The sequence below is a fragment of the Curvibacter sp. T50 genome, assembly GCF_057219955.1.
On record NZ_JBXVVU010000002.1, the window covers coordinates 135779 to 160681 of the forward strand.

Genomic DNA, 24903 nt, shown 5'->3' on the forward strand with positions numbered 1-24903 from the left:
GCGGGCGCGTTCCCCTTGCGGTGCCGTCCAAGGAGTAGCAAAAACCATAGCAAGAACCGACCAAAATACGCTGGGTAATGCCCGAAAATAGTCAAAACGAACGTCTGTCAGCGGATGGGGCTGTTTCGACGGGGCGTTGCATGGCAACCGGGCTGATGCAGGACAATAGCGCATGGAAATTCTCCTGGTGCTGGGTGTGCTCGTCGTTGCGTTTCGATATGCGCAGTTACGCGAGCAGCGTGAGCGGGTCGGCCTGCTGTCCGCCCAATTGCGCCCCTACGAAATTGAAAAGCGCATGGAACGGCTGATCGAAGCCTACCTGCGCGCTGCGGGCGAGCCCGACAGCGAGCGCTCCGAACCCATCTGGCAGACCTTGGTCGACGTGGAAAATGCCATCGAGCGCGAACTTGGCCAGCTGGCGGATGACGTTCGAAAAGTCTGGGGCGAAAGCATGCGGGTCAGCCGGTGGCCGGTCCATGTGCCCCAGGCCACACGCTTCTTTCCCTCGATCGGGTTCGATTTCCGGGCCTTGGTCGCGCTGCATGCCCGGGGTCTTTCCGCTGCCTTGCGTGACGAGGGCGGCCTCAGTCGCCGCGATCGGGCCTTTCGGGTCACTGCGGAGCTGATGTTGTTCCAGCACAGTTGCCATTGGTTTTGCCGGTCCAAGTCGGTTGCCGATGCCCGGCTGCTGATCGCGCACAAGACCCCCTACGCCCAGGTGCTGGACGCCGTCACGCCTCAGACTCGCGCCGCCTACAAGGCCCTGATCCAGCCCGCGCAGGCCTGAAGGCCCAAGCTTCCGCTTGCCTTTCCGACGAAAGCGCGGGCACCTTGCCGGTTGCCCCTGCCCGGTGCGGATGTCAGATCTTGCTGAAGTCCGGCTTGCGCTTTTCCATGAAGGCGCTGAAGGCCTCGCGGGCGGCGCTTTCGCGCAGCATGCGTCCGAAGCTGGCGCCCTCCTCGGCCATCTGTTGCAGCACCAGGGCGGCCTGCCCTTTTTTCATCAGACGCTTGGTCTCAACCAGAGAACTCAAGGGTTTTGCAGCGAGTTTGCGGGCCATGGCCTGTGCCACGCCATTTGCTTCGGTGGGGGGCACCACGCGGTTGACGAGCCCGACCTCCAGTGCCGCTTCGGCGAAAAACGGTTCACCGAGCAACAGAGCCTCCGCCGCCCGGTGGTAGCCCAGCATCTGGGGTACCAGTAGGCTCGACGCCGCTTCGGGGCATAGGCCCAGATTGACGAAGGGCATAGAAAACGCAGCGTTGTCACCTGCGACGACAAGATCGCAGTGAAAGAGCAGGGTGGTGCCCACACCAACTGCCGGCCCGCTGACTGCGGCGACCAGTGGTTTGGAGAAACCGGCAATCGCCCGCAAAAAGCGGAAAACCGGTGACTCCGCAGTGGCCGGTGGCTGGTTGAGAAAGTCGCTGATGTCATTGCCGGCACTGAAAACCGTTTCGTGACCCTGCAGCACCAGGGCACGAACGGCCGCGTCACCGTCAGCCTGGCTCAGCGCCTCAGCCAGGGTCGCGTACATGGCGGCGGTAATGGAGTTTTTGCGTTCGAGGCGGTTGAACGTGACGGTGGTCACACCATCTTCCGTGTGAACAAGGATGTCGCTCATGGGCTTGGGCAAAAGTAAAAGCCCACAAGGTACCACGCCCGAACCGCAGCCGCCGTCGCCGCTTCGACAGCCACCATCGCTTGCGTACACTGTCGCAGAGCCCTTCGCTGAGTCCTCCACCCGATGAAATCCCCGTACTTCCGCAGAATTTTTTGTCTGGTGTTGACCACGATCGGCATTCAGGCGGCCGCGCAGGCCACGCCGCCAGTCGCGCAACCGTCGAGCGCGGCGACCGTGGACGCCCCCGAGCGTCCACGGATCGCCCTGGTGCTGTCCGGCGGCGGTGCGCGGGGCCTGAGTCATGTCGGCGTCTTGCGGGTGCTGGAAGAGGCGCGTGTGCCAGTGGATATCGTGGTTGGCACCTCAATGGGAGCCATCGTCGGCGGTTTGTACGCCTCAGGACTGGACGCTCGCCAGCTGGAGCAGGCTGTCCTCGCGCTGGATTGGGTGGGCATGTTCGAACGCAACGAGCCTCGCCAGCAACTGTCCCAGCGTCAAAAAGAAGAGGACTTCGAACTGGCCCCGCTGACCGAGCTGGGATTTCGTGACGGCGAATTCCGCATCCCCACCGGAGCTTTGTCAAGTCGCTCCCTGGAGCTTGCCCTGCGTCGAAACACCCACCACGCCCGGTGGATTGAACGGTTTGACGAATTGCCAACGCCGTTTCGCGCGGTGGCGACGGACCTCGAAACCGGCGACCCTGTTGTCCTCGGCCAGGGCGATCTGGCCACGGCATTGCGCGCGAGCATGTCGGTACCGGGAGTGTTCGCGCCGGTCGAGCGCGATGGCCGTGTGCTCGGTGATGGCGGCCTGGTCAACAACTTGCCTGTCGATATCGCCCGGCGCCTTGGTGCAGACACTGTCATTGCCGTCAATATCGGCACTCCGTTGGCGGGGCGCGAGACGCTGAACTCCCTTGTCGGTATCACCGCACAGATGGTCAACATCCTGACCGAGCAGAATGTGCGCCGCAACATGGCCTTGCTGGCGCCGACCGACCTGTTGCTGCTGCCGGAACTGGGCCGCCACACATCGGCTGATTTTTCCCGCGCGGCCGATCTCATTCGTATCGGCTACGACTACGGGCGCTCGATCATGCAGGCGCTCGATCGTTTCGCCTTGCAGCCGGCGCAATACGAGCAGTGGCTCAGTCAGCGCCGTCACCGGATGGCTGCCGCACGGGCGCCGGATGTGGCGGTCACTCAGGTCGTTTTCGAAGGGGTGGACCCCCAGCGGGCGTTGGCGCTGGCACGGCGAGTGCAGAGTCAAAGCGGTCGAGCGCTGGATCTTCCGCAGGTTGAGCGTGATCTGCGGGCGCTGGCCGCCACCGGTGACTTCGAAGCGGTCGACTATCGACTGCACCGCCAGGCCGACAACGCGTCAGAAACGCTGACCATTGATCTGCGGGAAAACCGATGGGGCCCGAACTACCTGCGTATTGGCCTGGATCTGCGCACCGACTTCAGTGGTCGTTCGGCGTTCAATCTTCGGCTCAGCCACAACCGCCGCTGGCTGAGCCGCAGCGGTGCCGAATGGCGAAATCGACTGCAATTGGGACGTACCAACGCCGTTTCCACAGAGCTGTATCAGCCTTGGGGCGAGGATGGCAACCGCTTCCTGGCGGCGTATGTGGGGGCCAGCATGCGCCCGGTGGAGCTGTTCGCGGAAACGGGGCAGGTGTTGGCGCAGTTTTCCCGCACCGGGTTTGACATGGGGCTGGACTTCGGATGGCCACTGGGGCTGCTGAACAACCTGGGTGAAGCCCGACTCGGCTTGCGCCTGAGCCATCGCAAGACGAGCCCCGAACTGGTCGATGGTACATTGGGTCCGGCAGTACCGGGGCTGCTGCGGCAACGGTGGCGCGAACAGGGTGTGCGCCTGGCGATCGTCTCCGACCAGCTGGACCATGCCAACTTCCCCTCCGATGGCTACCGGGTGCAGGCCGACCTGTTCGGTGGCCGCCGCATTGACGGGGTGGCTGGGACAAGCCGATTGAGCCGGTTCGAATTCAATGCCACGGCTGCCCGGCGTTGGGGCCCTCACACGGTCAACCTGGGTGGGCGGCTGGCTCGTACCAACCAACTCCCGGTCGGGGCGATCGACGAGTTCTCGCTGGGCGGATTTCAGCAGTTGTCGGGTTACCACCCAGGCCAGGTTGTCGGCAACGTGCTGGCGTTCGGCCGCCTGACCTATTACCACCGCCTGCCGTGGAGCAGTGTCGTGGCGCGGGCGCTGTTTCTGGGCGGTTCGCTGGAAGCCGGAAACGCCTGGCGCCACCATCGGGACCTGCGCCTGGACGATCTTCGGGTTGGCCGCAGCCTGTTCATAGGTGCCGACACGGCGCTGGGACCGTTGTACCTGAGTCTGGTGAGTGCCGCGCGTGGCTATTCGGGCCTGTACCTGTTCCTCGGCCGCCCGTGAGGACTATTCACGGAAATAAACCACCTGGTGGCTCGTGGCCAGCAGATCGCCGGCCTCGTTCCAAAGCTGGGCGGTCTGGTCGAAATAGCCCTTGCGAAAGGCCTGCGCCTGGGCCTGACCCAGCACATACCCGGTCCCGGTCGTGACCAGCAGATCCCGGTCTGCGTGGAAATAGACGGTCAGTGACACCGTACCGACCGGCACCAGGGTGGCACGTCGGCGCCAGATCCGCGGAAAGAACACATCGGCCATGGCGGCGAGGGCGGGGTAGTCCAACCCCCGCGCCGGTTGATCGCGCATCCACAAGCGACTGAGACTGGCGGTGGCGCCACTGCCATCCCAGTGGGCCGGAATGGCACCTTCAATGAAGCGCATCTCATATCGGTTGATCCATTCCACCCGGGGACGTCCACCTCGCAGGGGAACATCTGCCGGGCTGGGCACTTCGGGTTTCGCATGTTCGGGAGCGTGCCAGGTGTCACGACGAAGCGCAGTGAACACCGTGGCCGCGATCACACATTCGCCGTTCTGGATGGTCTCGACAATCCAATGCTGGGTTGACCGATTGGTCCGGACCGGCCGCGCGATGATGTGAAACGCGCCGTCGGCGACAGCGGCGCAGAAGTTCACCGTCAATGCCACCGGCTCACCCTGGCATTGCGGGTGCTGCAGTACCGCGTTCAGCGTCTGTGCCGCGGTGATGCCCCCAAAAGGCCCGACCATATTGGCATAGGCCGGACTGGTTTCCCCCCGGTGACCGCTTTCAAACTGCCACTGCAGAGCGATGGCATCATCGAACGGATGGGTTTCGGGCATGCCGGTTGGAGCCTCGCTCAGACGCGCTCGAAAATCCCGGCGGCGCCCTGGCCGGTGCCGACACACATGGTCACCATCCCGTATTTCAGGTTGTGGCGTCGCAGCGCATGCACCACCGTGGCGGCGCGGATGGCGCCGGTAGCCCCCAGCGGGTGGCCCAGGGCGATGGCGCCGCCCATGGGGTTGACCTTGGCCGGGTCCAGGCCGAGCGTGTTGACGACCGCCAGCGACTGGGCTGCGAAGGCCTCGTTCAGCTCGAACCAGCCGATGTCCTCGTGCTTCAATCCGGCGTAGCGCAGCGCGGCCGGAATGGCCTCGATCGGGCCGATGCCCATGATCTCGGGCGGCACACCGCGCGCGGCATAGCTGACAAAACGCGCCAGCGGCGTCAGCCCGAACTGCTTGACGGCCTTTTCGCTGGCCAGGATCAGCGCGCCGGCACCGTCGCTGGTCTGCGAACTGTTGCCGGCCGTGACGCTGCCGCGGGCCGCGAACACCGGCTTGAGCTTGGCCAGCGCCTCCAGCGTGGTGTCCGGGCGCGGGCCTTCGTCCAGATTCACGGTGCGGGTGCGGATGGAGACCTCGCCGGTGGCCAGGTCGGGCGTGCGCTCCACCACGTCGATGGGGGTGATTTCGTCGGCAAACTCGCCGGCCTGCTGGGCCTTCACCGCGCGCAGGTGCGATTCGAGCGCAAACGCGTCCTGCGCCTCGCGGCTCACCTTCCACTGCTGCGCCACCTTTTCAGCCGTCAGGCCCATGCCGTAGGCAATGCCGACGTTCTCGTCGCGGGCAAAGACCTCGGGGTTGAACGAGGGCTTGACGCCGCCCATGGGCACCAGGCTCATGGACTCGGCGCCGCCGGCGATCAGCACGTCGGCCTCGCCCACGCGGATGCGGTCGGCCGCCATCTGGATCGCGGTCACGCCCGAGGCACAGAAGCGGTTCACGGTGACGCCGCCCACCGGGTGGTCGAAGGCCAGGCCCATGGCGACACGCGCCATGTTCATGCCCTGCTCGGCCTCGGGGAAGGAGCAGCCGATGATGGCGTCCTCGATCGCTTTCGGGTCCAGCGTGGGCACCTGCTTCATGGCGCTGCGCACCGCGGCGACCAGCAGGTCGTCCGGCCGCGTGTTGCGGAAATAGCCGCGGCCGGAACGACCGATGGGCGTTCGGGTGGCGGCAACGATGTAGGCGTCCTGGATTTGTCGGGCCATGGGGAAACTCCTTCAGTTCTTGCGCGGGCCGGCGGGTATCCAGGCCCAGGTAAACATACACTCCACCGGCTCGGCGCCGGTGTCATCGGTCACGGTCACCGGCACCGTGACCTCTCCTTTGTCCTGCGACTGCATCCATCGGGCCTGCGCATCGGTCAATGTGGCCACGGCTCGCATCGAGCCGCTGGCGCGCTTGCGAAATGCCATGCGCATCTCCTTGGCCACCGGCACGCAGTCGTCGCGCACATTCATTCCCACCACCATGCCGGTGGCAGTTTCTGCCAGCAGGTTCATGGCCGAGGCGTGGATGCCCCCGATGTGGTTGTGTACCTTGCGCACGCTGGACAGGCGGACCTCGACGCGCTCGGGTGACAGCGCGACGAAGTCGATCCCGGCGGTGCCGGTAAAGGGCACGGCGCGGCGCAAAACGGCCGACCGCAGCACGGGGCGAACAAGACCGGGCAGGCGGTCGAGCCGCTGCAGCTGGCGCTGCATCCGGTTGGGTGGGCGCACCGACGGTTTCATCAGTTGCGCAGCGGTTTGCCGGTGGACAACATGCCCATGATGCGTTCCTGCGTCTTGGGATGCTCCAGCAGCGAGCAGAAGGCCTTGCGTTCCAGCGTCATCAGGTATTCCTCGGTGACCAACGTACCCGCGTCGACATCGCCGCCGCAGAGCACGTTGCCGATCAGGCTGGCGATGTGAAAGTCGTGCGCGCTGATGAAGCCGCCGTCGCGCATGTTCACCAGCTGGGCACGGATGGTCGCCAGGCCGCTGCGGCCCACCACCGGGAAGCTGCGCCGGTGCGGCGCCCGCCAGCCGCTGGCGGCCATGGCGCGGGCCTCGTTGAGCGCCACGAAAAGGACTTCGTCCTTGTGTGGCACGACGATGTCGCTGTCCAGCAGGTAGCCCAGCTTGCGCGACTCCAGCGCGCTGGTGCCCACCTTGGCCATCGCGGCGGCGGTGAAACCTTCGGTCAGGAAGGGCAGCAGGTCCTTGCCGGTGCTGGCGGCGGCATTCTCGGCGGCGCGTCGCGCGATGTAGGTGAGCCCGCCGGCGCCGGGCACCAGGCCCACGCCCACCTCCACCAGACCGATGTAGCTTTCCATGTGCGCCACGCGGCGGGCGGAGTGCACCGCCAGTTCACAGCCCCCGCCCAGGGCCAGACCCCGGATGGCCGACACCACCGGCACGTTGGCGTAGCGCAGGCGCAGCATCACGCGCTGCAGGTCAGCCTCGGCTTCGTTGATCGCCGCGGCGCCACCCATCATGAAACCCGGCAACATGGCCTGCAGATCGGCGCCAGCCGAGAAAGGTTCGTCACCCGACCAGATGACCACACCCTGGTAGGCTTGCTCGGCCAGGTCCACGGCACGCTCCAGACCCTCGGCCACCGCCGGGCCAATGGCGTGCATCTTGCTCTTGATGCTGGCGATGACGATCTGGTCGTCCAGCGTCCACAGGCGGATTGCGTCGTCTTCGTGAAGCGTGGTGCCCGCGGTTTCGAAACGTGGGCCTGCTTCGCCCAGCAGGAGCTCCGGGAAATGCTGGCGGGCATAAACCGGCAGTTGTCGGCGTGCCTCGAAGCGTCCCCGGGTGGGGTTCCAGGAGCCGGCTGCGGTATGCACGCCACCCGCCTCGGCGACAGGACCTTCGAATACCCAGGCTGGCAGCGGCGTGTTGCACAGCGCCTTGCCGGCATCGATGTCCTCCTGGACCATCTTTGCGACCTCCAGCCATCCGGCTTCCTGCCACAGTTCGAACGGGCCCTGTTTCATCCCGAAGCCCCAGCGCATCGCCTGGTCAACATCGCGTGCCGTCTCGGCAATGGATGCCAGATGGACCGCCGCATAGTGGAATCCGTTGCGCAAAATGGCCCAAAGGAACTGGCCTTGAGGCCCTTCGCTGTTGCGCAGCAGTTTCAGGCGCTCACCCGCGGGCTTGCGCAGCATGCGGCCATAAACCTCATCGCCCTTCTGGCCGCCTGGCGCATAGTCTTCGCTGGCCAGGTCGAAACGCAGCACGTCTCGTCCGACTTTTTTATAGAAGCCGGCTTTGGCTTTCTGGCCCAGATGCCCCAGTTGCAGCAGCTTGCTCAGGACCGCCGGGGTACCAAAGCTGCCGTAGAAAGGGTCCGTCTCCAGGTTCAGATTGTCCTGAAGGGTCTTGATGACATGCGCCAGGGTGTCCAGGCCTACGACATCGGCGGTGCGAAAGGTACCCGAGCTGGCTCGGCCCAGCTTCTTGCCGGTCAGGTCGTCGACGACGTCGTAGGTCAGCCCGTAGTTCTCCACCTCTTTCATGGTGGACAACATGCCGGCAATGCCGATACGGTTGGCGACGAAGTTGGGCGTGTCCTTGGCGCGCACCACGCCTTTGCCCAGCCCACTGGTAACAAAACCTTCGAGCTGGTCGAGGATGCGTGGCTCGGTGGTGGGCGTTGCAATGAGTTCCACCAGCACCATGTAGCGGGGCGGGTTGAAGAAATGAATGCCGCAAAAGCGCGGCCGCAGGGCCTCAGGCAAGGCTTCGGAAAGGCGGGTGATGCTCAAACCCGAGGTGTTCGAGGCCACGATGGCCTGGGACGCGACAAAGGGCGCGATTTTTACGTACAGGTCGCGTTTCCAGTCCAGCCGTTCTGCAATGGCCTCAATGATCAGATCGCAGTCCCTTAACTGTTCCAGGTGCTCCTCATAGTTGGCGCATTGGATCAGGCTGGCGTCATCGGCCACACCCAGGGGCGAAGGCTTGAGCTTTTTGAGGTTTTCGATGGCTCGCAAGGCGATCCCGTTCCTCGGGCCTTCCTTGGCGGGCAGATCAAACAGCACCACCGGAACCTTGACGTTGACCAGATGGGCGGCGATCTGTGCCCCCATCACGCCGGCGCCGAGCACGGCAACTTTCTTCACAGTAAATCGGGACATGGTGTTTCCAGAAAAGTTCAGGGGACGCGGACCCAGGTCTGTGTGCGGCCGATGCCCAGCACCGATCCGCGCACTTCCAGTTTCTTGCCGCCGTCGATCGGGGTCAGGCGCAAGGTGTAATTGCGGCCGTTCTCGGGGTCGAGAATCTTGCCGCCTTCCCAGACATCTTTGCCGTCCGTCTTGCGGGCACCGCGGATGATCTCCAGACCCAGGATCGGCTTGCCCTTGCGGTCATCGGTACATTCGTTGCAGACATCATCAGGTTTCGCATCTTTGGTCAGGCGCTTTTCGATCCGCCCTGCAAGAATGCCGCCGCTTTCGGTAATGCGAATCTCTGCTTTTGCTTCTCCGGACTTGTCGTCAATTGACCGCCAGCTTCCAACCGGGGTCATCTGCGACCAGGCGGCAATCGACAAAGAGGAAAAAAAGATAGCAACGAACGACCTTTTCATGCTGGGTTCCTAGGCAAATTAATGGAAATCCGGTCGCGCGCGTGCGCAACCGGGCTCCAATGATCAGGCCAGAGCCAAATCCGTGTCCATCAGGACCTTGCTGCCGGCGCGGGCGGTGCGCATCAGGGTCGCGGTTTCGGGGAAAAGCTTGGCAAAGTAAAAGCGCGCGGTCTGCAGTTTGGCGGCGTAGAAGGGGTCTTTATTGCCAGCGGCAATCTCGCGCAACGCGACCTGGGCCATACGCGCCCAGAAATAGCCGAACACCAGGTGACCGGCAACGCGCAGGTAGTCCACCGCGGCGGCGCCCACCTCGTCGGGGTTCTGGAAGCCCTTGAAACCGATCTCGGTCGTGAACTTGGTCATCTGGTCGCCGAGGTAGGCGATGGGGTTGATGAACTCTGCCATCTTCTCGTTCACGCCTTCTTCCTCAACCAGTTTGGCGACCAGCTTGCCGAATTTGCGCAGGGTGGCGCCATTGTTGCCCAGTACCTTGCGGCCCAGAAGGTCCAGGCTCTGGATGGTGTTGGTGCCCTCGTAGATCATGTTGATGCGTGCATCACGCACGAACTGCTCCATGCCCCACTCCTTGATGAAGCCATGGCCGCCGAAAACCTGCTGGCACATCACCGCCGACTGAAAGCCGTTGTCGGTGAGGAAGGCCTTCACGATGGGGGTCAGCAAAGACAGCATTTCTTCGCTGTCCTTGCGCACCTTCTCGTCCGGATGGTAGTGCGACTTCTCCAGCAACACCGAGCAATAGATGGCCAGCGCGCGACCTCCTTCGGCATACGCCTTGGCGGTCAGCAGCATCTTGCGCACGTCCGGATGCACGATGATCGGGTCGGCCGGCTTGTCCTTGGCCTTGGGGCCGGACAGGCTGCGCATCTGGATCCGGTCCTTGGCATAGGCCAGCGCATTCTGGTAGGCCACTTCGGTCAGCCCCAGTGACTGGTTGCCCACGCCAAGGCGCGCGGCGTTCATCATCACAAACATCCCCTGCATGCCTTTGTTGGGCTGGCCGACCATCGTGCCGATGGCGTCCTCCAGAATCATCTGACAGGTGGCGTTGGCGTGGATTCCCATTTTGTGCTCGATACCGCCGCAGTGAATCGAGTTGCGTTCCCCCAGGCTGCCGTCGGCGTTGACGAGGTATTTGGGCACCACAAACAGGCTGACGCCTTTGATCCCGGGCGGGGCGTCGGGCAGGCGGGCGAGCACCAGATGGACAATGTTCTCGGCCATGTCATGCTCGCCGGCGCTGATGAAGATCTTGGTGCCGGTGATGCGGTAGGTGCCATCGGCTTGCGGCTCGGCCTTGGTGCGCATCAGGCCCAGGTCTGTGCCGCAGTGCGGTTCGGTCAGGCACATGGTGCCGGTCCATTCGCCACTGGTCATTTTTCCCAGGTAAGTCTTTTTCTGCTCATCGGTGCCATGGGCATGCAGCGAGGCATAGGCGCCGTGGGTCAGGCCGGGGTACATGGTCCAGGACTGGTTGGCCGAGTTCATCATTTCGTAGAAGCACTGGTTGACCGCCAGCGGCAGACCCTGTCCACCGAAGGCTGGGTCGCAGCTGAGCGCTGGCCAGCCGCCTTCGACGTATTGGGCATAGGCTTCCTTGAATCCCTTGGGGGTGGTGACCGCGTGGGTATCACGGTCATATTTGCAGCCTTCGGTGTCTCCGCTGATGTTCAAAGGGAAAAGTACCTGGGAGGCGAATTTGCCGGCTTCCTCCAGCACGGCATTGATCGTTTCGACATCCATCTCGGCGTGTTGCGGAATGGCTTTGAAGTCTTCGGTAACGTTGAGCAACTCGTGCATCACAAACTGCATGTCGCGAAGGGGTGGGGTGTAGCTGGGCATGATGTCTTCCTGTCGAGAAGTGAGAAAAAGTGTTCAAGGGCGCGGCGAGATCGCCGGGAGATTGCGGGCAAGGATGTTGGCGAATCCCGTGTGGGCCCGGTCCATGGATCCGGGGGTCTTGAGAAACCGCGCCTCGTAGTGAAGCGCCAGAATCAGGGCATGGATTTCGAACGCGATCTGCTTTTCGTCGGCGTTCGCGCGCAGGTGTCCTGCCTCCTTGGCCTGGACCACCGCGCGATCCATGGCTGCCAGCCAGGTATGGACCGAACTTGCCAGTGCGTCGCGCACCGGGCCGGGCCGGTCGTCAAACTCGACAGCGCCGCTGATGTAAATGCAGCCGGAGTCGATCTCGGTCGATGTGCGACGCATCCAGTTGGCGAACATCTGGCGCAGTCGTGGAAGGCCTCGGGGCTCCTGCAGGGCCGGGTAAAAGACTTCTTCCTCGAAACGATGGTGGTACTCGCGGATTACCGAAATCTGCAACTCTTCGCGGGAACCGAAATGGGCGAAAACACCGGATTTGCTCATTCCGGTGACTTCAGCCAAGGCGCCGATGCTCAGTCCTTCCAGCCCGATTTGTGTGGCCAGGCCGAGCGCTGCGTCTACGATGGCCGCTTTGGTCTGCTGACCTTTGAGCAAGGGCCGACCTTCGGCCCGGGTGCGGGGGTGAAGCGGAGCGACTTTTGCGGTAGCAGTTGCCATGGCTGCGAATAAATAAAACGAACGATCGTTCTATTTTGCAGCACTTTCGCCGCGGGAGAGGCGATTTCCCCGTTCTTTCTAGAGGCTTTGCCCTAGGGGTGGCAGGGGTTAACCCCTAATGAAGCGTTGCCCGCGGCCAGGTTGGCGTGGCGGACGTCGAGTCAGGCAGAAAAGGCGCGAACCCGCTGACGCTGAGAGCCCAGACCGGTGCCCCCGAGCTGCAGGACATCGCCGGGTTGCAGGAACTGCGGTGCGGGCCTGCCATCTGCCGTCTTGCGCCCCATGCCTACGCCTGGCGGCGTTCCGGTCGTCACGATGTCGCCTGGCTCCAGTGTCATGAATCGGCTGACGTAGCTGATGAGCTCGGCTACGCTGAAGATCATGGTGCGGGTGTTGCCGGTCTGCATCCGCTGACCGTTGAGATCAAGCCAGAGATCGAGGTTCTGCGGATCGGCCACTTCGTCGCGGGTCAGTAACCAGGGACCAACCGGACCGAATGTGTCGCAGCCTTTGCCTTTGTCCCAGGTTCCGCCGCGCTCCAGCTGGTAAGCGCGTTCGCTGATGTCGTTGACCAGGCAGTAGCCGGCAACATGGGCCATTGCGTGTTCTTGCGTTACATGCCGCGCTCGCATTCCGATCACAACACCCAACTCAACTTCCCAGTCGGTCTTGCGTGAGCCAGGCGGCAGCACCACGTTGTCGTTCGGACCCTGGATGCAGGTTGTGGCTTTGAGGAAAACGATCGGTTCGCTCGGTATTGGCATTGCCGCCTCCGCGGCGTGGTCGGCGTAGTTGAGCCCGATGGCAACAAATTTGCCGACGCCGGCCACAGGGCAACCCATTCGGCGCCTCCCTGAAACAGCCGGCAATTGCATCGGGTCCAGTCGCGCAAGGCGGGCGATCACCCGCGGCGACAGCTGATCAGGCCCCAAATCATCCACCACATCGCCCAGATCGCGCAGCTGGCCGGTCGGGTCGATAAGGCCGGGCCGCTCCCGGCCTGCGGGTCCGTAACGAACCAGTTTCATGCGATTGGTCCTTTTGCCCTTGGAAATGCTCGTGTACCCACTGCCAAAAGGTCGTCGGGCGCTATTGCCAAGATAGCATTGCAGTCAGGCAGGCGTCCAGCTGCTCTGTCGGGCTGCGACGAAAGCCAGAACGCGAAAATCGGTGCAATCTGCCTTGGACAAATGAGGCCAAGGTACTGGCGAGCACCTGGGCCTGCACGGTCGGCGTAGGTTCGCCGCGGTCCTGCGCGGCAACGCGAAGGCACTGACGAAGGTTCGATTCGACCCGCTCGAACAACTGATTCATCCGGTCCTGCAGCCGTTCATGTTCCAGCACCAGCGCGTCACCGACCATGACACGCGCCATCCCGGGATTCTTTTCGGCGAACTGCAGCAACAGCGCGACCGTTCGGGCTGCCTTCCGCCGCCCATCGTCGCCACTGGACATGATCTGGTTGATGAGACCGAAAAGGCTGTCCTCGATAAAGCCGATCAAGCCCTCATACATCTGCGCTTTGCTGGCAAAGTGTCGGTAAAGCGCCGCTTCACTGACTCCCAGTCGGGCGGCAAGGGCTGCCGTAGTGACTCTTTCTCCCGCCGGCTCCTGAAGCATCTCCGCCAAAGCCTGCAAGATCTGGATCCTGCGCTCGCCCGGCTTAGGCCGCTTTCGAACAGGCTCGGTGTCCAGGTCTGCGGGGTTCGGTCCGTGGGCGCTCGGGTCGAGGTTCTGGTTCATGGCGTTACGGTCGATGCGTGAAAAAATTCTCGCATACCGAAGGCGCGGTTTAACCCTGCGTACACACAAGCCGAGGTCGCCTTCGGCTCAATGCGAGCGAATCATGGTCCCGTAAGCCTGGTCGGTGAGGATTTCCAGGAGCATGGCATGGGCGACCCGTCCATCAATGATATGAACGGCATTGACGCCACTTTTGGCCGCGTCCAGTGCACCGGCAATCTTCGGCAGCATCCCGCCAGAGATTGTGCCGTCCGCAAACAGTTCGTCGATCCGCCTTGCAGTCAGGTCGGTCATCAGGTGGCCTTGTTTATCCAGCACGCCGGCGATGTTGGTCAGCATGAGTAGCTTTTCGGCCTGCAATACGGTGGCGAGTTTGGCGGCGACAACGTCGGCATTGATGTTGTAGCTTTCGTTCTGGTCACCAAAACCAATGGGTGATACCACCGGGATGAACTGGTCGTCCTGCAAGGCGCGAACCACCGAGGGGTCGATAGAGACGATGTCGCCCACCTGGCCGACATCGTGTTCGACCGAGGGATCCTGATGATCTTGCATCCGTAGCTTGCGCGCCCGAATCAGTCCACCGTCGCGTCCGGTAAGGCCCACGGCCTTGCCACCCGCGGCGTTTATCAGGCCGACGATATCCTGTTGAACCTCACCGGCCAATACCCACTCGACAACTTCCATGGTTTCGGCATCAGTGACGCGCATGCCCTGGATGAATCGGCCCTCTTTTCCCAAGCGCTTGAGGGCGGCTTCAATCTGAGGGCCGCCACCATGTACCACCACCGGATTCATTCCTACAAGTTTCAGCAAAACGACGTCCTCAGCGAACGCCTTCTGGAGAGCGGGATCTGTCATTGCATTGCCGCCGTACTTGATGACCATGGTTTTGCCATGGAATTTTCGGATGTAGGGCAATGCCTGGGCAAGGATCGCGGCCTTGTCCTGAGGCCGCGTATCGATGGAAGTGTTCATGGCGGGTCCTGGTGAGAGGTTGTCGGCAATGGGCGCAAATGTAACCCTTCTGATCTCGGAGAAGGCTCAGGCTTCCATTGCCAATGGTCGATAATGCTCTCCCTGATCGCCCGATTCGGGGGCTTTCGGCCGCGTCGACGCATGAATGGCAGCGTTCAACGTTTCGGATCGTTGTGTTGCCGTGCAACTGTCTCATTACTTCTATCCCGTGCATATCTACGAACGTGCCCAGGTCATCGGACGACACGATTCTCTGGCCCTGATTGCAAGACAATTGAAAGACGGGGATCGGGTCCTCGACCTCGGTATGGGTGCGGGTTCGCTCGCGCGGTTGGTGGATCGTGGGCGGGGAATACGTTTTGACGGCGTCACGATCAATCCGGAAGAGCAAAACCTGGCGGCGCCATACTACGAACGGACCTGGATAGCAGATCTGGAGTCGGTGGAGTTGTCGGCGCTGACAGATGTTTCCACCTACGATGCCGTTGTCTGTGCCGACGTACTCGAGCACCTTCGCCAGCCTGCAAAGATCTTGCAAGCTTGTCAGCGCCTTCTGAAGCGCGACGGTAGACTGCTGATTTCTGTCCCAAATGTCGGCTACGCGGGGTTGATTGCCGAACTGATGGAGGGCGAGTTTCGGTATCGCCCTGAAGGCTTGTTGGATCAGACCCACCTTCGCTTCTTCACGCGCCGATCGCTGATGAGGTTCCTTACGGAGTGTGGGTGGTCGGTTCAATCCTGCCAGGCGGTCGACCTGCCCGTGCTTGCTTCGGAGTTTGGTCCGGACTTTAATCTTTTGCCGCCTCCGGTTGCCGAATATTTGCAGGTCCTCGGCGACGCCCGCACCTATCAATTTGTTGTTTCGGCGACGCGCCAGACAGCTCAGTCATCACCAGGCGCGAGTGAGTTACCGCCCGCGGACACGGCGACCGAACCGCTCGCCTGTTTCAGTCTGAGCCTTTACTGGTCGGAGGGGCATGGTTACGATGAAACGCGGAAAAGTGTCGGCCAAGGACTGATCGGTTGCCTGCATCAGGCAGTCCGTTTCGAACTGGAGCCCAGATCAGCCGGTTACTCCGGTTTGCGATTGGATCCAGCAGACCGAGCGGGTTACCTGCACCTCCATCAGATGGAATTGGTCTCTTCGCAGGGCGGCTCACTGTGGCGTTGGGAGCCGAATCCGTTCGGCCTGGCTCAATTGTCGAAGGCTTTGCACCATCACCTGTTGATAGATAGCCCCTCATGGACAGGATCCGCAGCACCTTTGTTGTTGACCGGAAACGACCCATGGTTCGAATTGCCTGTGCCTCCACCAATACTGCATAGTTTGGCGACACAAGGTGGCGCGTTGATTGTGACCCTGGGGTGGCCAGTCTCCGCAGACTACCTCCAGGCCGTGAGGCATGTCGAGAGGCTGGAGTTCGACAGTGGGCGACGACTCATGGAGGCGACGGATCGCGTCAACCATCTGGAAGTCGCCCTGTCGGACCGCGAAGTAGAAATCAGCAAACTGGCGGTTGATGTGCAGGCATTGCGGGCACGTGAGACATTGCTCGACGATCAACTGCGAGAGGCGAAAGCCCGCTTGCGTGATTCCGAGCAGTCAAGGGACGAGCTTGGCGAAAAGCTTGCAGTGTTGTCCGAAGAAACCAAAGAGCTTCGATCGCGATTCAACCTCGTGATGGGCGAAAAGACTGCGATACAGCGAGAACTTGACATCAAAAGTCGCAAAATCCAGGAGCAGATGGCTCAAGTGCAAGGCCTTCAGTCCCACCTGGCTAGAGTGGAGAACACTGCGGCCTATCGGCTCAGTCGCCCGGTGGCCAATTGGTATTGGCGTTTGCGCGGCGGGCATCCAGCGAATCGGCCTGCTTCTGCTTCCGCTGCCTTTGACAACGAACGGCCCACGATGCCCGACGCTCCGATCGACGTCATCGTTCCGGTTTACAGAGGTCTGAGCGATACCCGCCGTTGCGTGGAATCGGTACTTGGTTCGCGAACGAGGTTGCCGTGGCGGCTGATACTGATCAATGACTGCAGCCCTGAACCGGAAGTAACTGACTATCTTCGGCTCGTGAGTCGTACGGATCCACGCATACTTCTTCTTGAGAACGCGGAGAACCTCGGGTTTGTCGGTACAGTAAACCGTGGAATGGCAATTTCTTCTGTTGCAGATGTGTTGTTGCTCAACAGCGACGCTGCGGTTGCCAATGACTGGTTGGATCGAATTGCGCTCTGCGCGTATTCCAGACCTCGTGTTGCGAGCGTGACTCCGTTCTCGAACAATGCCACGATCTGCAGTTATCCAAGGTTCTGCGAAGACAACCCCTTGCCTGATGGATACGACCTTGAAAAGCTGGATCGTCTCTTCGCCAAGAATTTAGCGGGGCACGCTGTTGAAGTCCCGACCGGAGTCGGGTTTTGCATGTTCATCCGACGTGCCTGCCTGGATGAAGTGGGACTGTTTGATGTTGCCAACTTCGGCAAGGGATACGGGGAAGAAAATGATTTCTGCGTCCGTGCAACGTCATCCGGCTGGGTCAACCTTCATGCCATGGACACTTTTGTGCTCCATAGTGGCGGGACCAGTTTCGGTTCTACGAAGGGTCCTCGTGAACAGCAGGCCATGGAGACCATTCGGCGGCTGCACCCAGGGTATGAGGCGGCAGTCATGGACTTCGTTCGACGAGATCCGGCTCGCTATGGCCGCATCACCGTCGACCTGGCTCGGCTTGCAGATCACTCCAAGCCCATCATTCTGAACGTGTTGCACGACCGCGGAGGAGGGACGCTACGCCATGTTCGCGAATTGGTTGAAGCATTCAAAGATCGGGCAAGCTTTTTGACTCTGGCTCCACAGCCAGGCGGGGTGCTGCTCCAATCTGAGTCATCCGAGCGGGGATCACAATGGCAACTTGGATTTCCGTCGGCCGGCGACAACGGATTGATTGAATTCCTGCGGGCGCTCGGTGTTCGTCAGGTCCATTACCACCATTTGCTGGGGCACTCCGCCGAGGTTCGACAACTTCCCTTGATGCTGGAAGCCCGCTACGACTTCACGGCCCATGATTTTTACACTTATTGCCCACAGGTTTCCATGGTGACTGCCGAAGGGCGTTACTGCGGCGATCCCGGATTGGAGGGTTGTCGCGCGTGCCTTAGGCAGACGCCTGTTCCAGGGGTTGAAAGCATCGATGACTGGCGAGAAACCCATGCGGAGTTTCTCGGTGGAGCGCGGTTTGTGCTGGTACCCAGTCACGATGCGGGCGCGAGAATCGCAAAGCTTGCGCCGTCAGCGAGAGTGCGTTTCGCACCCCACAGTGACTTGTATCAGATCGACTTGCCTGCCCCGTCGAAACGGCGGCGCAGGCTGCGCGACGACGAGCCGCTCCGTATCCTAGTCGTGGGGGCCCTCAGCAAAATCAAAGGGGCCGATTTGCTCGAGGATGTGGCGCGACTGGCGGCAGCCCAGAAACTTCCTCTTGACTTCCACCTCATCGGATATGCCTATCGGCAACTTCTCAAGGCACCAAAGGCGAATCTGACGGTCCATGGCGCTTACGAAGAGTCCGAGCTGGATACTCTCATCGATTGGCTTCGACCGGATCTTGTCTGGTTCCCGGCCCAGTGCCCAGAAACATACAGCTTCACCTTGACCAGTGCACTGAAGAGTGGTTTGCCCATCATGGCCCCTGACATCGGTGCGTTTCCGGAACGGTTGCAGCACCGCAACTGGACTTGGCTCTTCCGTTGGGATGCGGGACCTGACTTGACAGTCAGTCGCTTGCTGGACCTTCGTCGTCGATATTTCGTGGGTGACGCGCCCCCTGACGTGCGACCTTTGAGCGCTGAAAGCAAAGTCACGATGTTCGACAGATTCGATTACCGCAAGGATTATCTCGTTGACGCTGCGACGTCGACCAGTTTGGGCGAGCGTGCTTTCAACGGAGACTTCGTCGGAATTGCTTGTGCGATTGCGGGAAAGTCGGGACACGATAAGGCTCTGAGACCTTATGCAGGCCGTGTGTTGAGTCTTGTCGTGTGGCTCAGGGGAAGGCCGTGGATGTCAGGGCTCGTTCGATTGATTCCGTATCACTTGCAAAGAAACGTGAAATCCTGGTTGCTTCGGTGACAAGCGGCTAACCCGAGGGTGCAATGAAAGCGAACCGTCCCCAAAATGCGACAATGCAGGTTTGCTTGTTGCTTTGTGATCGTGAGACGTACTGAAGGGCCGTAGATGATTCTTGTTACCGGAGGCGCTGGATTCATCGGATCGAACTTTATTCTGGCATGGTTGCGGGATCACGATGAGCCCGTCATCAACCTCGACAAGTTGACGTACGCGGGCAACCTGGAGAATCTTGTCGCGGTCTGTGAAGATCCCAGGTATCGGTTCGTGCTCGGCGGCATCGGTGACTCCGAATTGGTGGCGAGGCTTTTGGAGGCAACGAAGCCTCGAGCTGTGGTCAATTTCGCGGCCGAAAGCCACGTCGACCGGTCAATTCGCGGTCCCGCAAACTTCATTCAGACGAATATCTCTGATACGTTCAACCTGATCGAGGGGGTCCGGAAGCATTGGGAGTCGCTGCCTGAACAGGCCCGTCTCGATTTCAGATTCCTGCACGTTTCAACTGATGAGGTCTTCGGAAGTCTCTCTGATGCTGCTCCTGCTTTTACCGAGACTCATCCATATCAGCCCAACAGTCCCTACAGCGCGAGCAAGGCGTCAAGTGATCATCTGGTACGGGCGTACCACCACACTTATGGTCTCCCTACACTGACCACACATTGCTCGAACAACTATGGGCCCTACCATTTCCCCGAGAAGTTGATCCCATTGATGATCGTCAATGCATTGCAGGGCCGTCCACTGCCAATCTACGGCGATGGGAAGCAGGTGCGAGATTGGCTTTATGTACGCGACCACTGCAGCGCGATCATGACCGTGTTGTCCCGTGGCAAGCCTGGTGAGACCTATAACATAGGGGGAAATTGTGAGCGAACAAATCACGAAATCGTCGTAGAGATCTGCGCTCTCCTGGACCAGGAACGTCCAAAACCAGATGGACGTCCCTATGCCGAACAGATCATTTATGTGACCGACCGGGCCGGACACGATCGCCGATATGCAATCGATGCCACGAAGATTCGGCGGGAATTGGGGTGGGTGCCAGAGACAAGCTTTGATAGGGGATTGAGTGAGACCGTTCGGTGGTACCTGGAACATCCCGAATGGGTCTCTAGAGTCCAGTCAGGTGCATATCGGGAATGGATCAATCTCCACTATCAGAAGCTCGAACGGCAATGAAAATTCTTCTGTTCGGAAGCAAAGGGCAGCTCGGCTGGGAACTGCAGCGAAGCCTTGCCCCTTTGGGCATGGTCGTAGCACTGACGAGGACGTCCAAGCGTCTTTGTGGCGACCTGACGGATATCGAGGGATTGCGAAGGACGATAGATGAAGTAAAGCCAACCGTCATCGTCAACGCAGCAGCGTACACCGCCGTCGATCAAGCGGAAGATGAAGCGGGACTTTGCCGAAAAATCAATACTGACGCCGTGCAAACGATAAGTACCTCCGCAAAGATGGCCGGTGCATTACTAATCCACTACTCTACGGACTATGTCTACAGTGGAGAAGGTGATCGCCCATGGAAAGAAACAGATCCGCTCCAGCCGCTAAATGTCTACGGGAGTAGCAAAATGGACGGAGAAAAGGCGTGCGCTGAAAGCGGGACAAGCCACATTATATTGCGAAGCAGTTGGATTTATTCTGCCAAAGGAAATAACTTTCCAAAGACAATTCTGCGGCTTTTGAAAGAAAGGAAGCCGTTGCGTATCATTGATGATCAAATTGGATCACCGACGAGTGCTGAATATATTGCTGATGTAACTAGCATGCTCATAAAGACGCATGTAGAGCGAAGAAGTCTGTCGGAGGTAAAAGAGGTATTCAATTTGGCTGCTGCAGGGGAAACTTCGTGGTTTAATTATGCGAAATTCATAGTTGAAACACTGGAGGAGTTCGGAGAAAAGACAATGAATGGCCCCAGCAGCGAACTGACCGCAATCAGCAGCGAGAAATATCGGCAAAAAGCGAAAAGGCCACTTAACTCCCGGCTCGACACAAGAAAAATCAAGGATCACTACAACATATACTCTCCTGACTGGCGCGTGGGAGTGGTCCGAATGATGTCAGAGATTGGTGTTATAGAAATCAATGAAGAGACAGAATGACTAGAAGAAAAGGAATTGTGCTCGCGGGTGGTGCAGGGACAAGGCTGCATCCCGCGACGTTGGCGATGAGTAAACAACTGCTGCCTGTTTATGACAAGCCAATGATTTATTATCCTCTCAGCACACTGATGCTGGCAAATATACGCTCAATTCTACTGATAAGTACCCCCGAAGATATTGATAGATTTCGTATGCTGCTTAAAGACGGCTCGCAATGGGGCATAGAAATAGAATACGCGGTTCAAGATAAGCCCGAGGGACTTGCTCAAGCCTTCACGATAGGTGAGAAATTCCTAAATGGATCGCCTAGCGCGTTGGTATTGGGTGATAATATATACTACGGGCATGATTTTGTTCGGTTGCTGAGGAGTGCCGATTCGTGTGAGAGAGGCGCTACAGTATTTGCTTATCATGTGAATGATCCAAGTAGATATGGCGTCGTCTCATTTGACGGACATGGAAAGGCGGCCACAATCGAAGAAAAGCCAGTTATACCTAAGAGCAGTTATGCTGTTACTGGTTTGTACTTCTATGATGAGAAAGTGGTTGACATAGCAAAATCCGTAAAACCAAGTGCGCGTGGTGAGTTGGAAATCACGGCGGTTAATCAAGCGTACTTGGAGGCTGGATGTTTGAACGTTCAGATAATGCAACGTGGTTACGCATGGTTAGATACTGGAACGCATGATAGTTTGCTGGAGGCAAGTCAGTTCATTGCAACACTGGAACATCGGCAAGGACTTAAAATTGCATGTCTTGAAGAGATTGCATGGCGAAACAACTTCATCGATAGTTCGCAGTTGGCTGCCTTGGCTCTCAAAATGAAGAATAATGGTTATGGCAGCTATCTAAATCGCCTTCTTTCTGAGAGGCGGGCATGATGAATGTGGTCAGTGTTCCATTACAGGGGGTTTACGAAATAGTCCCGAAAAAATTCGAGGACAATCGTGGTTGGTTTCTTGAAAGTTTTAACCTGCGAGATTTATCTGCAGTCATTGGCAAGAGTCACAATTTCGTTCAAGATAACCACAGCTACAGCCGCAGAGGCGTGTTGCGAGGTATGCATTATCAGATAGAGAATCCTCAAGGGAAACTGGTTCGTGTGGTTTCTGGCGAGGTCTATGACGTAGTTGTTGATTTAAGGGTCTCGTCAAGAACATATGGAAAGTGCTATGGCACGTATCTGTCTGGCGAAAATATGAAACAATTGTGGGTTCCGCCAGGCCTGGCCCATGGCTTCTTGGTTGTGAGCCCCGAAGCCCAATTTCTCTACAAGACGACAGACTATTACAACAGCAGTGCCGAGCGATGTATCGCTTGGGATGATCCTGATTTGAATATTTCTTGGCCGCTTCAACATCGTGAAATCTTCGTATCGAATAAGGATAGGCAAGGTGTGACCTTTAAAGCTGCGGAGAAGTTTGATTGAAAGCGCCTGAGGTCACAATCTCTGTGGTAAGTCACGAGCATGGTGAGGAAATTCCTCATTTTTTGAGTGATCTCGCAGCTTTTGCCTCTGCTAGTGTAAGCGAAGTCATTGTTACACTCAATGTTCCGGAAGGTCAATTGAGTCAGTGGATTGAAGCGAGAGAATGGCCTTTTAAGCTGACAATCATCAAGAATAAGGCACCACTCGGCTATGGAGCGAATCACAATCAGGCGTTTGGATACTGTTCCTCCAAGTATTTTTGTGTGGTAAATCCGGATATCCGACTGCCACGCGACCCTTTCCCATCGCTGATTAAAGAATTCGATAACCGGTCAGTAGGTTGTGTATATCCGTTGCATATGAATGGTGACAGGGTTCCAAGAAATCACTCTCGGGAGATACCAAGTCTAAGAGCGCTTTTTCGAAGATATGGTATAAAGAATCACAGAAAAACACCTAGCGGTAATGAGTGGGTAAATGGCGCCTTTCTTCTTTTTCCTGCCGAGGTTTATCAGGAGCTTGGAGGCTTTGATACGAAGTTTTTCATGTATTGTGAGGATGTAGATATATGTCTTCGATTGGCATTATCTGGTTACATTTTGAAGGTTTGCCAAGGCACTACAGTAGAACATGAGGCTCGGCATGCGAGTCGAAGAAAGGTGTCGCATTTGTTATGGCATATCGAAAGTTTGTGGGTACTTTGGAATTCTACGGTCTATCGTGAATACAAATCGAAGAGAGCTAAAGGAAAATTACCTATCAAATTTCCGGATGAAGAGAAGTATAGATTGGCGTCCAGATGGTAATTCCCGATTTTCTCAGCGTTGATCTTACGGATGATGAGAAAAAGTTCGCAGAATCTGCAATTCGTGGCAACCATATAAGCGAGGCCAATTTAGAGAAGGCTGTTCTTGCGAAAGCCGGTCTACGAGCTGGTTTGGCCATTGCTTGTGTGAAGATCGGAATAATGAGCGACGACGTCGTTGCGCGCGTCCTTGCCGACATTCACGGTCTTGAGTATCTCGATGGTGATGAACTTGAATACGCGAGCAACGAAATTTCCGGTATTAGCCGCGATTTTTTGCGTATCAATAATGTGGTTCCTCTTTCGTTTGACGGCTCTATTTTGCGAGTCCTTGTCGCAGATCCGTCTGCAAAATTCGTTCTACGCGCGATCGAAGTTGCATCTTCTGCGACCGTTGAAATAAATGTCGGAGCGTTAGGAAGAATTGAAAAGCTTATTCAGCTTGATAGTGAAAGTCGGGTTTCGGATCAAGAAGTTAGTTCGCTTGAGAACGGGCAAGACGCGGATTTTCGCAGCCATCTCAAGGATATAGCGAGTGAGGCGCCAGTAATTAAGATGGTGTCTGATCTCTTCAACGGAATCGTGGAGCGAGGGGCATCTGACCTTCACATCGAAGCAATGAATCGAGGGCTTGTTTATCGGTTCCGTGTGGACGGAGAAATCCAAGTGGCGGGAGAGGTGCCACAGTCATTGTCTATGGCGGTGGTATCGAGAATTAAACTCTTGGCGGGTTTGGACATTGCCGAACGCAGGCTTCCCCAAGACGGCAGAATTCAAAGCAAAATTAAAGGGAATGACCTCGATCTTAGGGTTTCGATAATACCGACAGTGACCGGGGAGAGTCTTGTCGTGCGTGCGTTGGACAAATCAAGAATGCGAGTTCAGCTCGGATCGATTGGATTCAACCTTACGAGGGAAGGTGAAATTCGCCGACTATTGAGTAGTCCACACGGAATAATTTTGGTCGTCGGCCCTACGGGTTCGGGGAAGACTACGACCCTGTATGCTGCGTTGTCAGCCTTTGATTCTTCTAAGCTGAAAGTTATAACGATCGAAGATCCCGTCGAGTATCAGCTTGAGGGAATTAACCAGATACAGATACAGGCTAGTATCAATTTGACATTTGGTCGCGCTCTACGCTCAATTCTTCGGCAAGATCCAGATGTGATTCTTGTTGGTGAGATGAGAGACTCCGAAACAGCTCAGATTGCTACGCAAGCCGCTTTAACCGGACACCTTGTACTGTCCACCCTGCACACTAATACTGCCGCTTCCGCGATAGTTAGGCTGAAAGATCTTGGTATTCCACATTATTTAATTTCATCTTCGCTAATTGGAGTACTTTCCCAGAGGTTGATCCGTGTTCTGTGTGACAAATGTAAGGCCCCGATAAACGAACTTGAAGTTTCGGATCTTTATCAAAAATACGGTGATCTGGATTTGACAGGGGGGACCTTTTTCAAGGCCGTCGGTTGCAAACATTGTGCGCAGAAGGGCTATAGAGGAAGGACAGTAATTAGTGAGTTGATTGTGGTTGACGATTTGGTCCGTTCCATGTTGTCGAAAGATATCGACACCGTTGAGTTCGAAGAAGTATTAAGGACGAAAGGTCATCGAACTTTGTTCATAGACGGATTAGAGAAAGTGAGAGCCGGGCTTACGACGCTTGAAGAGGTCGTTCGCTCCGGCATGGATTGAGG

At 58.3% G+C, this 24903-nt stretch carries 20 protein-coding genes; 9 read left to right on the top strand and 11 right to left on the bottom strand.

The features are described 5' to 3' along the window. The first annotated feature begins 172 nt into the window (after positions 1-172). Positions 173-787 (top strand): hypothetical protein, encoded by a 615-nt coding sequence (locus AC2EBU_RS10025; RefSeq protein ID WP_484610280.1) that lies wholly within the window; start codon positions 173-175, stop codon positions 785-787. 73 nt (positions 788-860) lie between these two features. Here AC2EBU_RS10025 and AC2EBU_RS10030 read toward each other — a convergent pair whose 3' ends face one another. Continuing rightward, positions 861-1625, bottom strand: coding sequence for an enoyl-CoA hydratase (locus AC2EBU_RS10030; protein ID WP_484610281.1), 765 nt, complete (start codon positions 1623-1625; stop codon positions 861-863). 159 nt (positions 1626-1784) lie between these two features. On the opposite strand from AC2EBU_RS10030, the gene AC2EBU_RS10035 reads away from it, so the two are divergent. Further along, positions 1785-4046: a patatin-like phospholipase family protein gene (locus AC2EBU_RS10035; RefSeq protein WP_484610282.1), complete on the top strand. Its 2262-nt coding sequence runs from the start codon at positions 1785-1787 to the stop codon at positions 4044-4046. A 3-nt stretch (positions 4047-4049) separates the two neighbouring features. On the opposite strand, the gene AC2EBU_RS10040 is transcribed toward AC2EBU_RS10035, so the two are convergent. From AC2EBU_RS10040 to argB, 10 genes are all read right to left on the bottom strand, one after another. Further along, positions 4050-4862 (bottom strand): acyl-CoA thioesterase, encoded by an 813-nt coding sequence (locus AC2EBU_RS10040; protein WP_484610283.1) that lies wholly within the window; start codon positions 4860-4862, stop codon positions 4050-4052. Positions 4863-4879: 17 nt separating this feature from the next. Continuing rightward, positions 4880-6076, bottom strand: coding sequence for an acetyl-CoA C-acyltransferase (locus AC2EBU_RS10045; protein WP_484610284.1), 1197 nt, complete (start codon positions 6074-6076; stop codon positions 4880-4882). A 12-nt stretch (positions 6077-6088) separates the two neighbouring features. Next, a complete protein-coding gene (locus tag AC2EBU_RS10050; protein ID WP_484610285.1) occupies positions 6089-6601 on the bottom strand; it encodes a DUF4442 domain-containing protein in 513 nt (170 codons plus the stop codon). Beyond that, positions 6601-9000 (bottom strand): 3-hydroxyacyl-CoA dehydrogenase/enoyl-CoA hydratase family protein, encoded by a 2400-nt coding sequence (locus tag AC2EBU_RS10055; protein ID WP_484610286.1) that lies wholly within the window; start codon positions 8998-9000, stop codon positions 6601-6603. Before AC2EBU_RS10055 ends, AC2EBU_RS10050 begins: the two co-directional genes overlap by 1 nt. 17 nt (positions 9001-9017) lie before the next feature. Next, the gene (locus AC2EBU_RS10060) at positions 9018-9452 is read right to left on the bottom strand and encodes a DUF2147 domain-containing protein (RefSeq protein ID WP_484610287.1); all 435 of its coding nucleotides are present in this window, start codon (positions 9450-9452) and stop codon (positions 9018-9020) included. Between the two features lie 63 nt (positions 9453-9515). After that, positions 9516-11312 carry an acyl-CoA dehydrogenase C-terminal domain-containing protein gene (locus tag AC2EBU_RS10065; RefSeq protein ID WP_484610288.1) on the bottom strand — a complete coding sequence of 599 codons (1797 nt, stop codon included), beginning with the start codon at positions 11310-11312 and terminating at the stop codon, positions 9516-9518. A 33-nt stretch (positions 11313-11345) separates the two neighbouring features. Beyond that, entirely contained in the window at positions 11346-12014 is a 669-nt protein-coding gene (locus tag AC2EBU_RS10070; RefSeq protein WP_484610289.1) for a TetR/AcrR family transcriptional regulator, read from the bottom strand. A gap of 161 nt (positions 12015-12175) precedes the next feature. After that, on the bottom strand, positions 12176-13042 hold the full coding sequence (locus AC2EBU_RS10075; RefSeq protein WP_484610290.1) for a fumarylacetoacetate hydrolase family protein: 867 nt from the start codon (positions 13040-13042) through the stop codon (positions 12176-12178). 61 nt (positions 13043-13103) lie between these two features. Then, the gene (slmA, locus tag AC2EBU_RS10080) at positions 13104-13757 is read right to left on the bottom strand and encodes a nucleoid occlusion factor SlmA (protein ID WP_484610291.1); all 654 of its coding nucleotides are present in this window, start codon (positions 13755-13757) and stop codon (positions 13104-13106) included. A gap of 87 nt (positions 13758-13844) precedes the next feature. Continuing rightward, entirely contained in the window at positions 13845-14735 is an 891-nt protein-coding gene (gene argB, locus AC2EBU_RS10085) for an acetylglutamate kinase (protein WP_484610292.1), read from the bottom strand. 145 nt (positions 14736-14880) lie between these two features. Between argB and AC2EBU_RS10090 the strand changes: the two genes are divergently transcribed. The 7 genes from AC2EBU_RS10090 to AC2EBU_RS10120 all read left to right on the top strand — a co-directional run bounded on the left by AC2EBU_RS10090 (position 14881) and on the right by AC2EBU_RS10120 (position 24901). After that, positions 14881-18867 (top strand): methyltransferase domain-containing protein, encoded by a 3987-nt coding sequence (locus tag AC2EBU_RS10090; RefSeq protein WP_484610293.1) that lies wholly within the window; start codon positions 14881-14883, stop codon positions 18865-18867. A 105-nt stretch (positions 18868-18972) separates the two neighbouring features. Continuing rightward, positions 18973-20043: a dTDP-glucose 4,6-dehydratase gene (gene rfbB, locus AC2EBU_RS10095; RefSeq protein WP_484610294.1), complete on the top strand. Its 1071-nt coding sequence runs from the start codon at positions 18973-18975 to the stop codon at positions 20041-20043. After that, positions 20040-20969, top strand: a complete 930-nt coding sequence (rfbD, locus tag AC2EBU_RS10100; protein ID WP_484610295.1) for a dTDP-4-dehydrorhamnose reductase — start codon at positions 20040-20042, stop codon at positions 20967-20969. The genes rfbB and rfbD overlap by 4 nt, the downstream gene beginning before the upstream one ends. Continuing rightward, positions 20966-21850 (top strand): glucose-1-phosphate thymidylyltransferase RfbA, encoded by an 885-nt coding sequence (rfbA, locus tag AC2EBU_RS10105; protein ID WP_484610296.1) that lies wholly within the window; start codon positions 20966-20968, stop codon positions 21848-21850. The genes rfbD and rfbA overlap by 4 nt, the downstream gene beginning before the upstream one ends. Then, positions 21850-22398 carry a dTDP-4-dehydrorhamnose 3,5-epimerase gene (rfbC, locus tag AC2EBU_RS10110; protein ID WP_484610573.1) on the top strand — a complete coding sequence of 183 codons (549 nt, stop codon included), beginning with the start codon at positions 21850-21852 and terminating at the stop codon, positions 22396-22398. Before rfbA ends, rfbC begins: the two co-directional genes overlap by 1 nt. Next, a complete protein-coding gene (locus AC2EBU_RS10115) occupies positions 22395-23204 on the top strand; it encodes a glycosyltransferase (RefSeq protein ID WP_484610297.1) in 810 nt (269 codons plus the stop codon). Before rfbC ends, AC2EBU_RS10115 begins: the two co-directional genes overlap by 4 nt. After that, on the top strand, positions 23198-24901 hold the full coding sequence (locus AC2EBU_RS10120) for a GspE/PulE family protein (protein WP_484610298.1): 1704 nt from the start codon (positions 23198-23200) through the stop codon (positions 24899-24901). The genes AC2EBU_RS10115 and AC2EBU_RS10120 overlap by 7 nt, the downstream gene beginning before the upstream one ends. Positions 24902-24903 lie beyond the last annotated feature (2 nt).

Excerpts from the sequence above, each read along its gene's own strand:
- AC2EBU_RS10025 (WP_484610280.1), top strand. The coding sequence starts at position 173 with ATGGAAATTCTCCTGGTGCTGGGTGTGCTCGTCGTTGCGTTTCGATAT.
- AC2EBU_RS10030 (WP_484610281.1), bottom strand. The coding sequence starts at position 1,625 with ATGAGCGACATCCTTGTTCACACGGAAGATGGTGTGACCACCGTCACG.
- AC2EBU_RS10040 (WP_484610283.1), bottom strand. The coding sequence starts at position 4,862 with ATGCCCGAAACCCATCCGTTCGATGATGCCATCGCTCTGCAGTGGCAG.
- AC2EBU_RS10045 (WP_484610284.1), bottom strand. The coding sequence starts at position 6,076 with ATGGCCCGACAAATCCAGGACGCCTACATCGTTGCCGCCACCCGAACG.
- AC2EBU_RS10050 (WP_484610285.1), bottom strand. The coding sequence starts at position 6,601 with ATGAAACCGTCGGTGCGCCCACCCAACCGGATGCAGCGCCAGCTGCAG.
- AC2EBU_RS10055 (WP_484610286.1), bottom strand. The coding sequence starts at position 9,000 with ATGTCCCGATTTACTGTGAAGAAAGTTGCCGTGCTCGGCGCCGGCGTG.
- AC2EBU_RS10060 (WP_484610287.1), bottom strand. The coding sequence starts at position 9,452 with ATGAAAAGGTCGTTCGTTGCTATCTTTTTTTCCTCTTTGTCGATTGCC.
- AC2EBU_RS10065 (WP_484610288.1), bottom strand. The coding sequence starts at position 11,312 with ATGCCCAGCTACACCCCACCCCTTCGCGACATGCAGTTTGTGATGCAC.
- AC2EBU_RS10070 (WP_484610289.1), bottom strand. The coding sequence starts at position 12,014 with ATGGCAACTGCTACCGCAAAAGTCGCTCCGCTTCACCCCCGCACCCGG.
- AC2EBU_RS10075 (WP_484610290.1), bottom strand. The coding sequence starts at position 13,042 with ATGAAACTGGTTCGTTACGGACCCGCAGGCCGGGAGCGGCCCGGCCTT.
- slmA (WP_484610291.1), bottom strand. The coding sequence starts at position 13,757 with ATGAACCAGAACCTCGACCCGAGCGCCCACGGACCGAACCCCGCAGAC.
- argB (WP_484610292.1), bottom strand. The coding sequence starts at position 14,735 with ATGAACACTTCCATCGATACGCGGCCTCAGGACAAGGCCGCGATCCTT.
- AC2EBU_RS10090 (WP_484610293.1), top strand. The coding sequence starts at position 14,881 with ATGGCAGCGTTCAACGTTTCGGATCGTTGTGTTGCCGTGCAACTGTCT.
- rfbB (WP_484610294.1), top strand. The coding sequence starts at position 18,973 with ATGATTCTTGTTACCGGAGGCGCTGGATTCATCGGATCGAACTTTATT.
- rfbD (WP_484610295.1), top strand. The coding sequence starts at position 20,040 with ATGAAAATTCTTCTGTTCGGAAGCAAAGGGCAGCTCGGCTGGGAACTG.
- rfbA (WP_484610296.1), top strand. The coding sequence starts at position 20,966 with ATGACTAGAAGAAAAGGAATTGTGCTCGCGGGTGGTGCAGGGACAAGG.
- rfbC (WP_484610573.1), top strand. The coding sequence starts at position 21,850 with ATGAATGTGGTCAGTGTTCCATTACAGGGGGTTTACGAAATAGTCCCG.
- AC2EBU_RS10120 (WP_484610298.1), top strand. The coding sequence starts at position 23,198 with ATGGTAATTCCCGATTTTCTCAGCGTTGATCTTACGGATGATGAGAAA.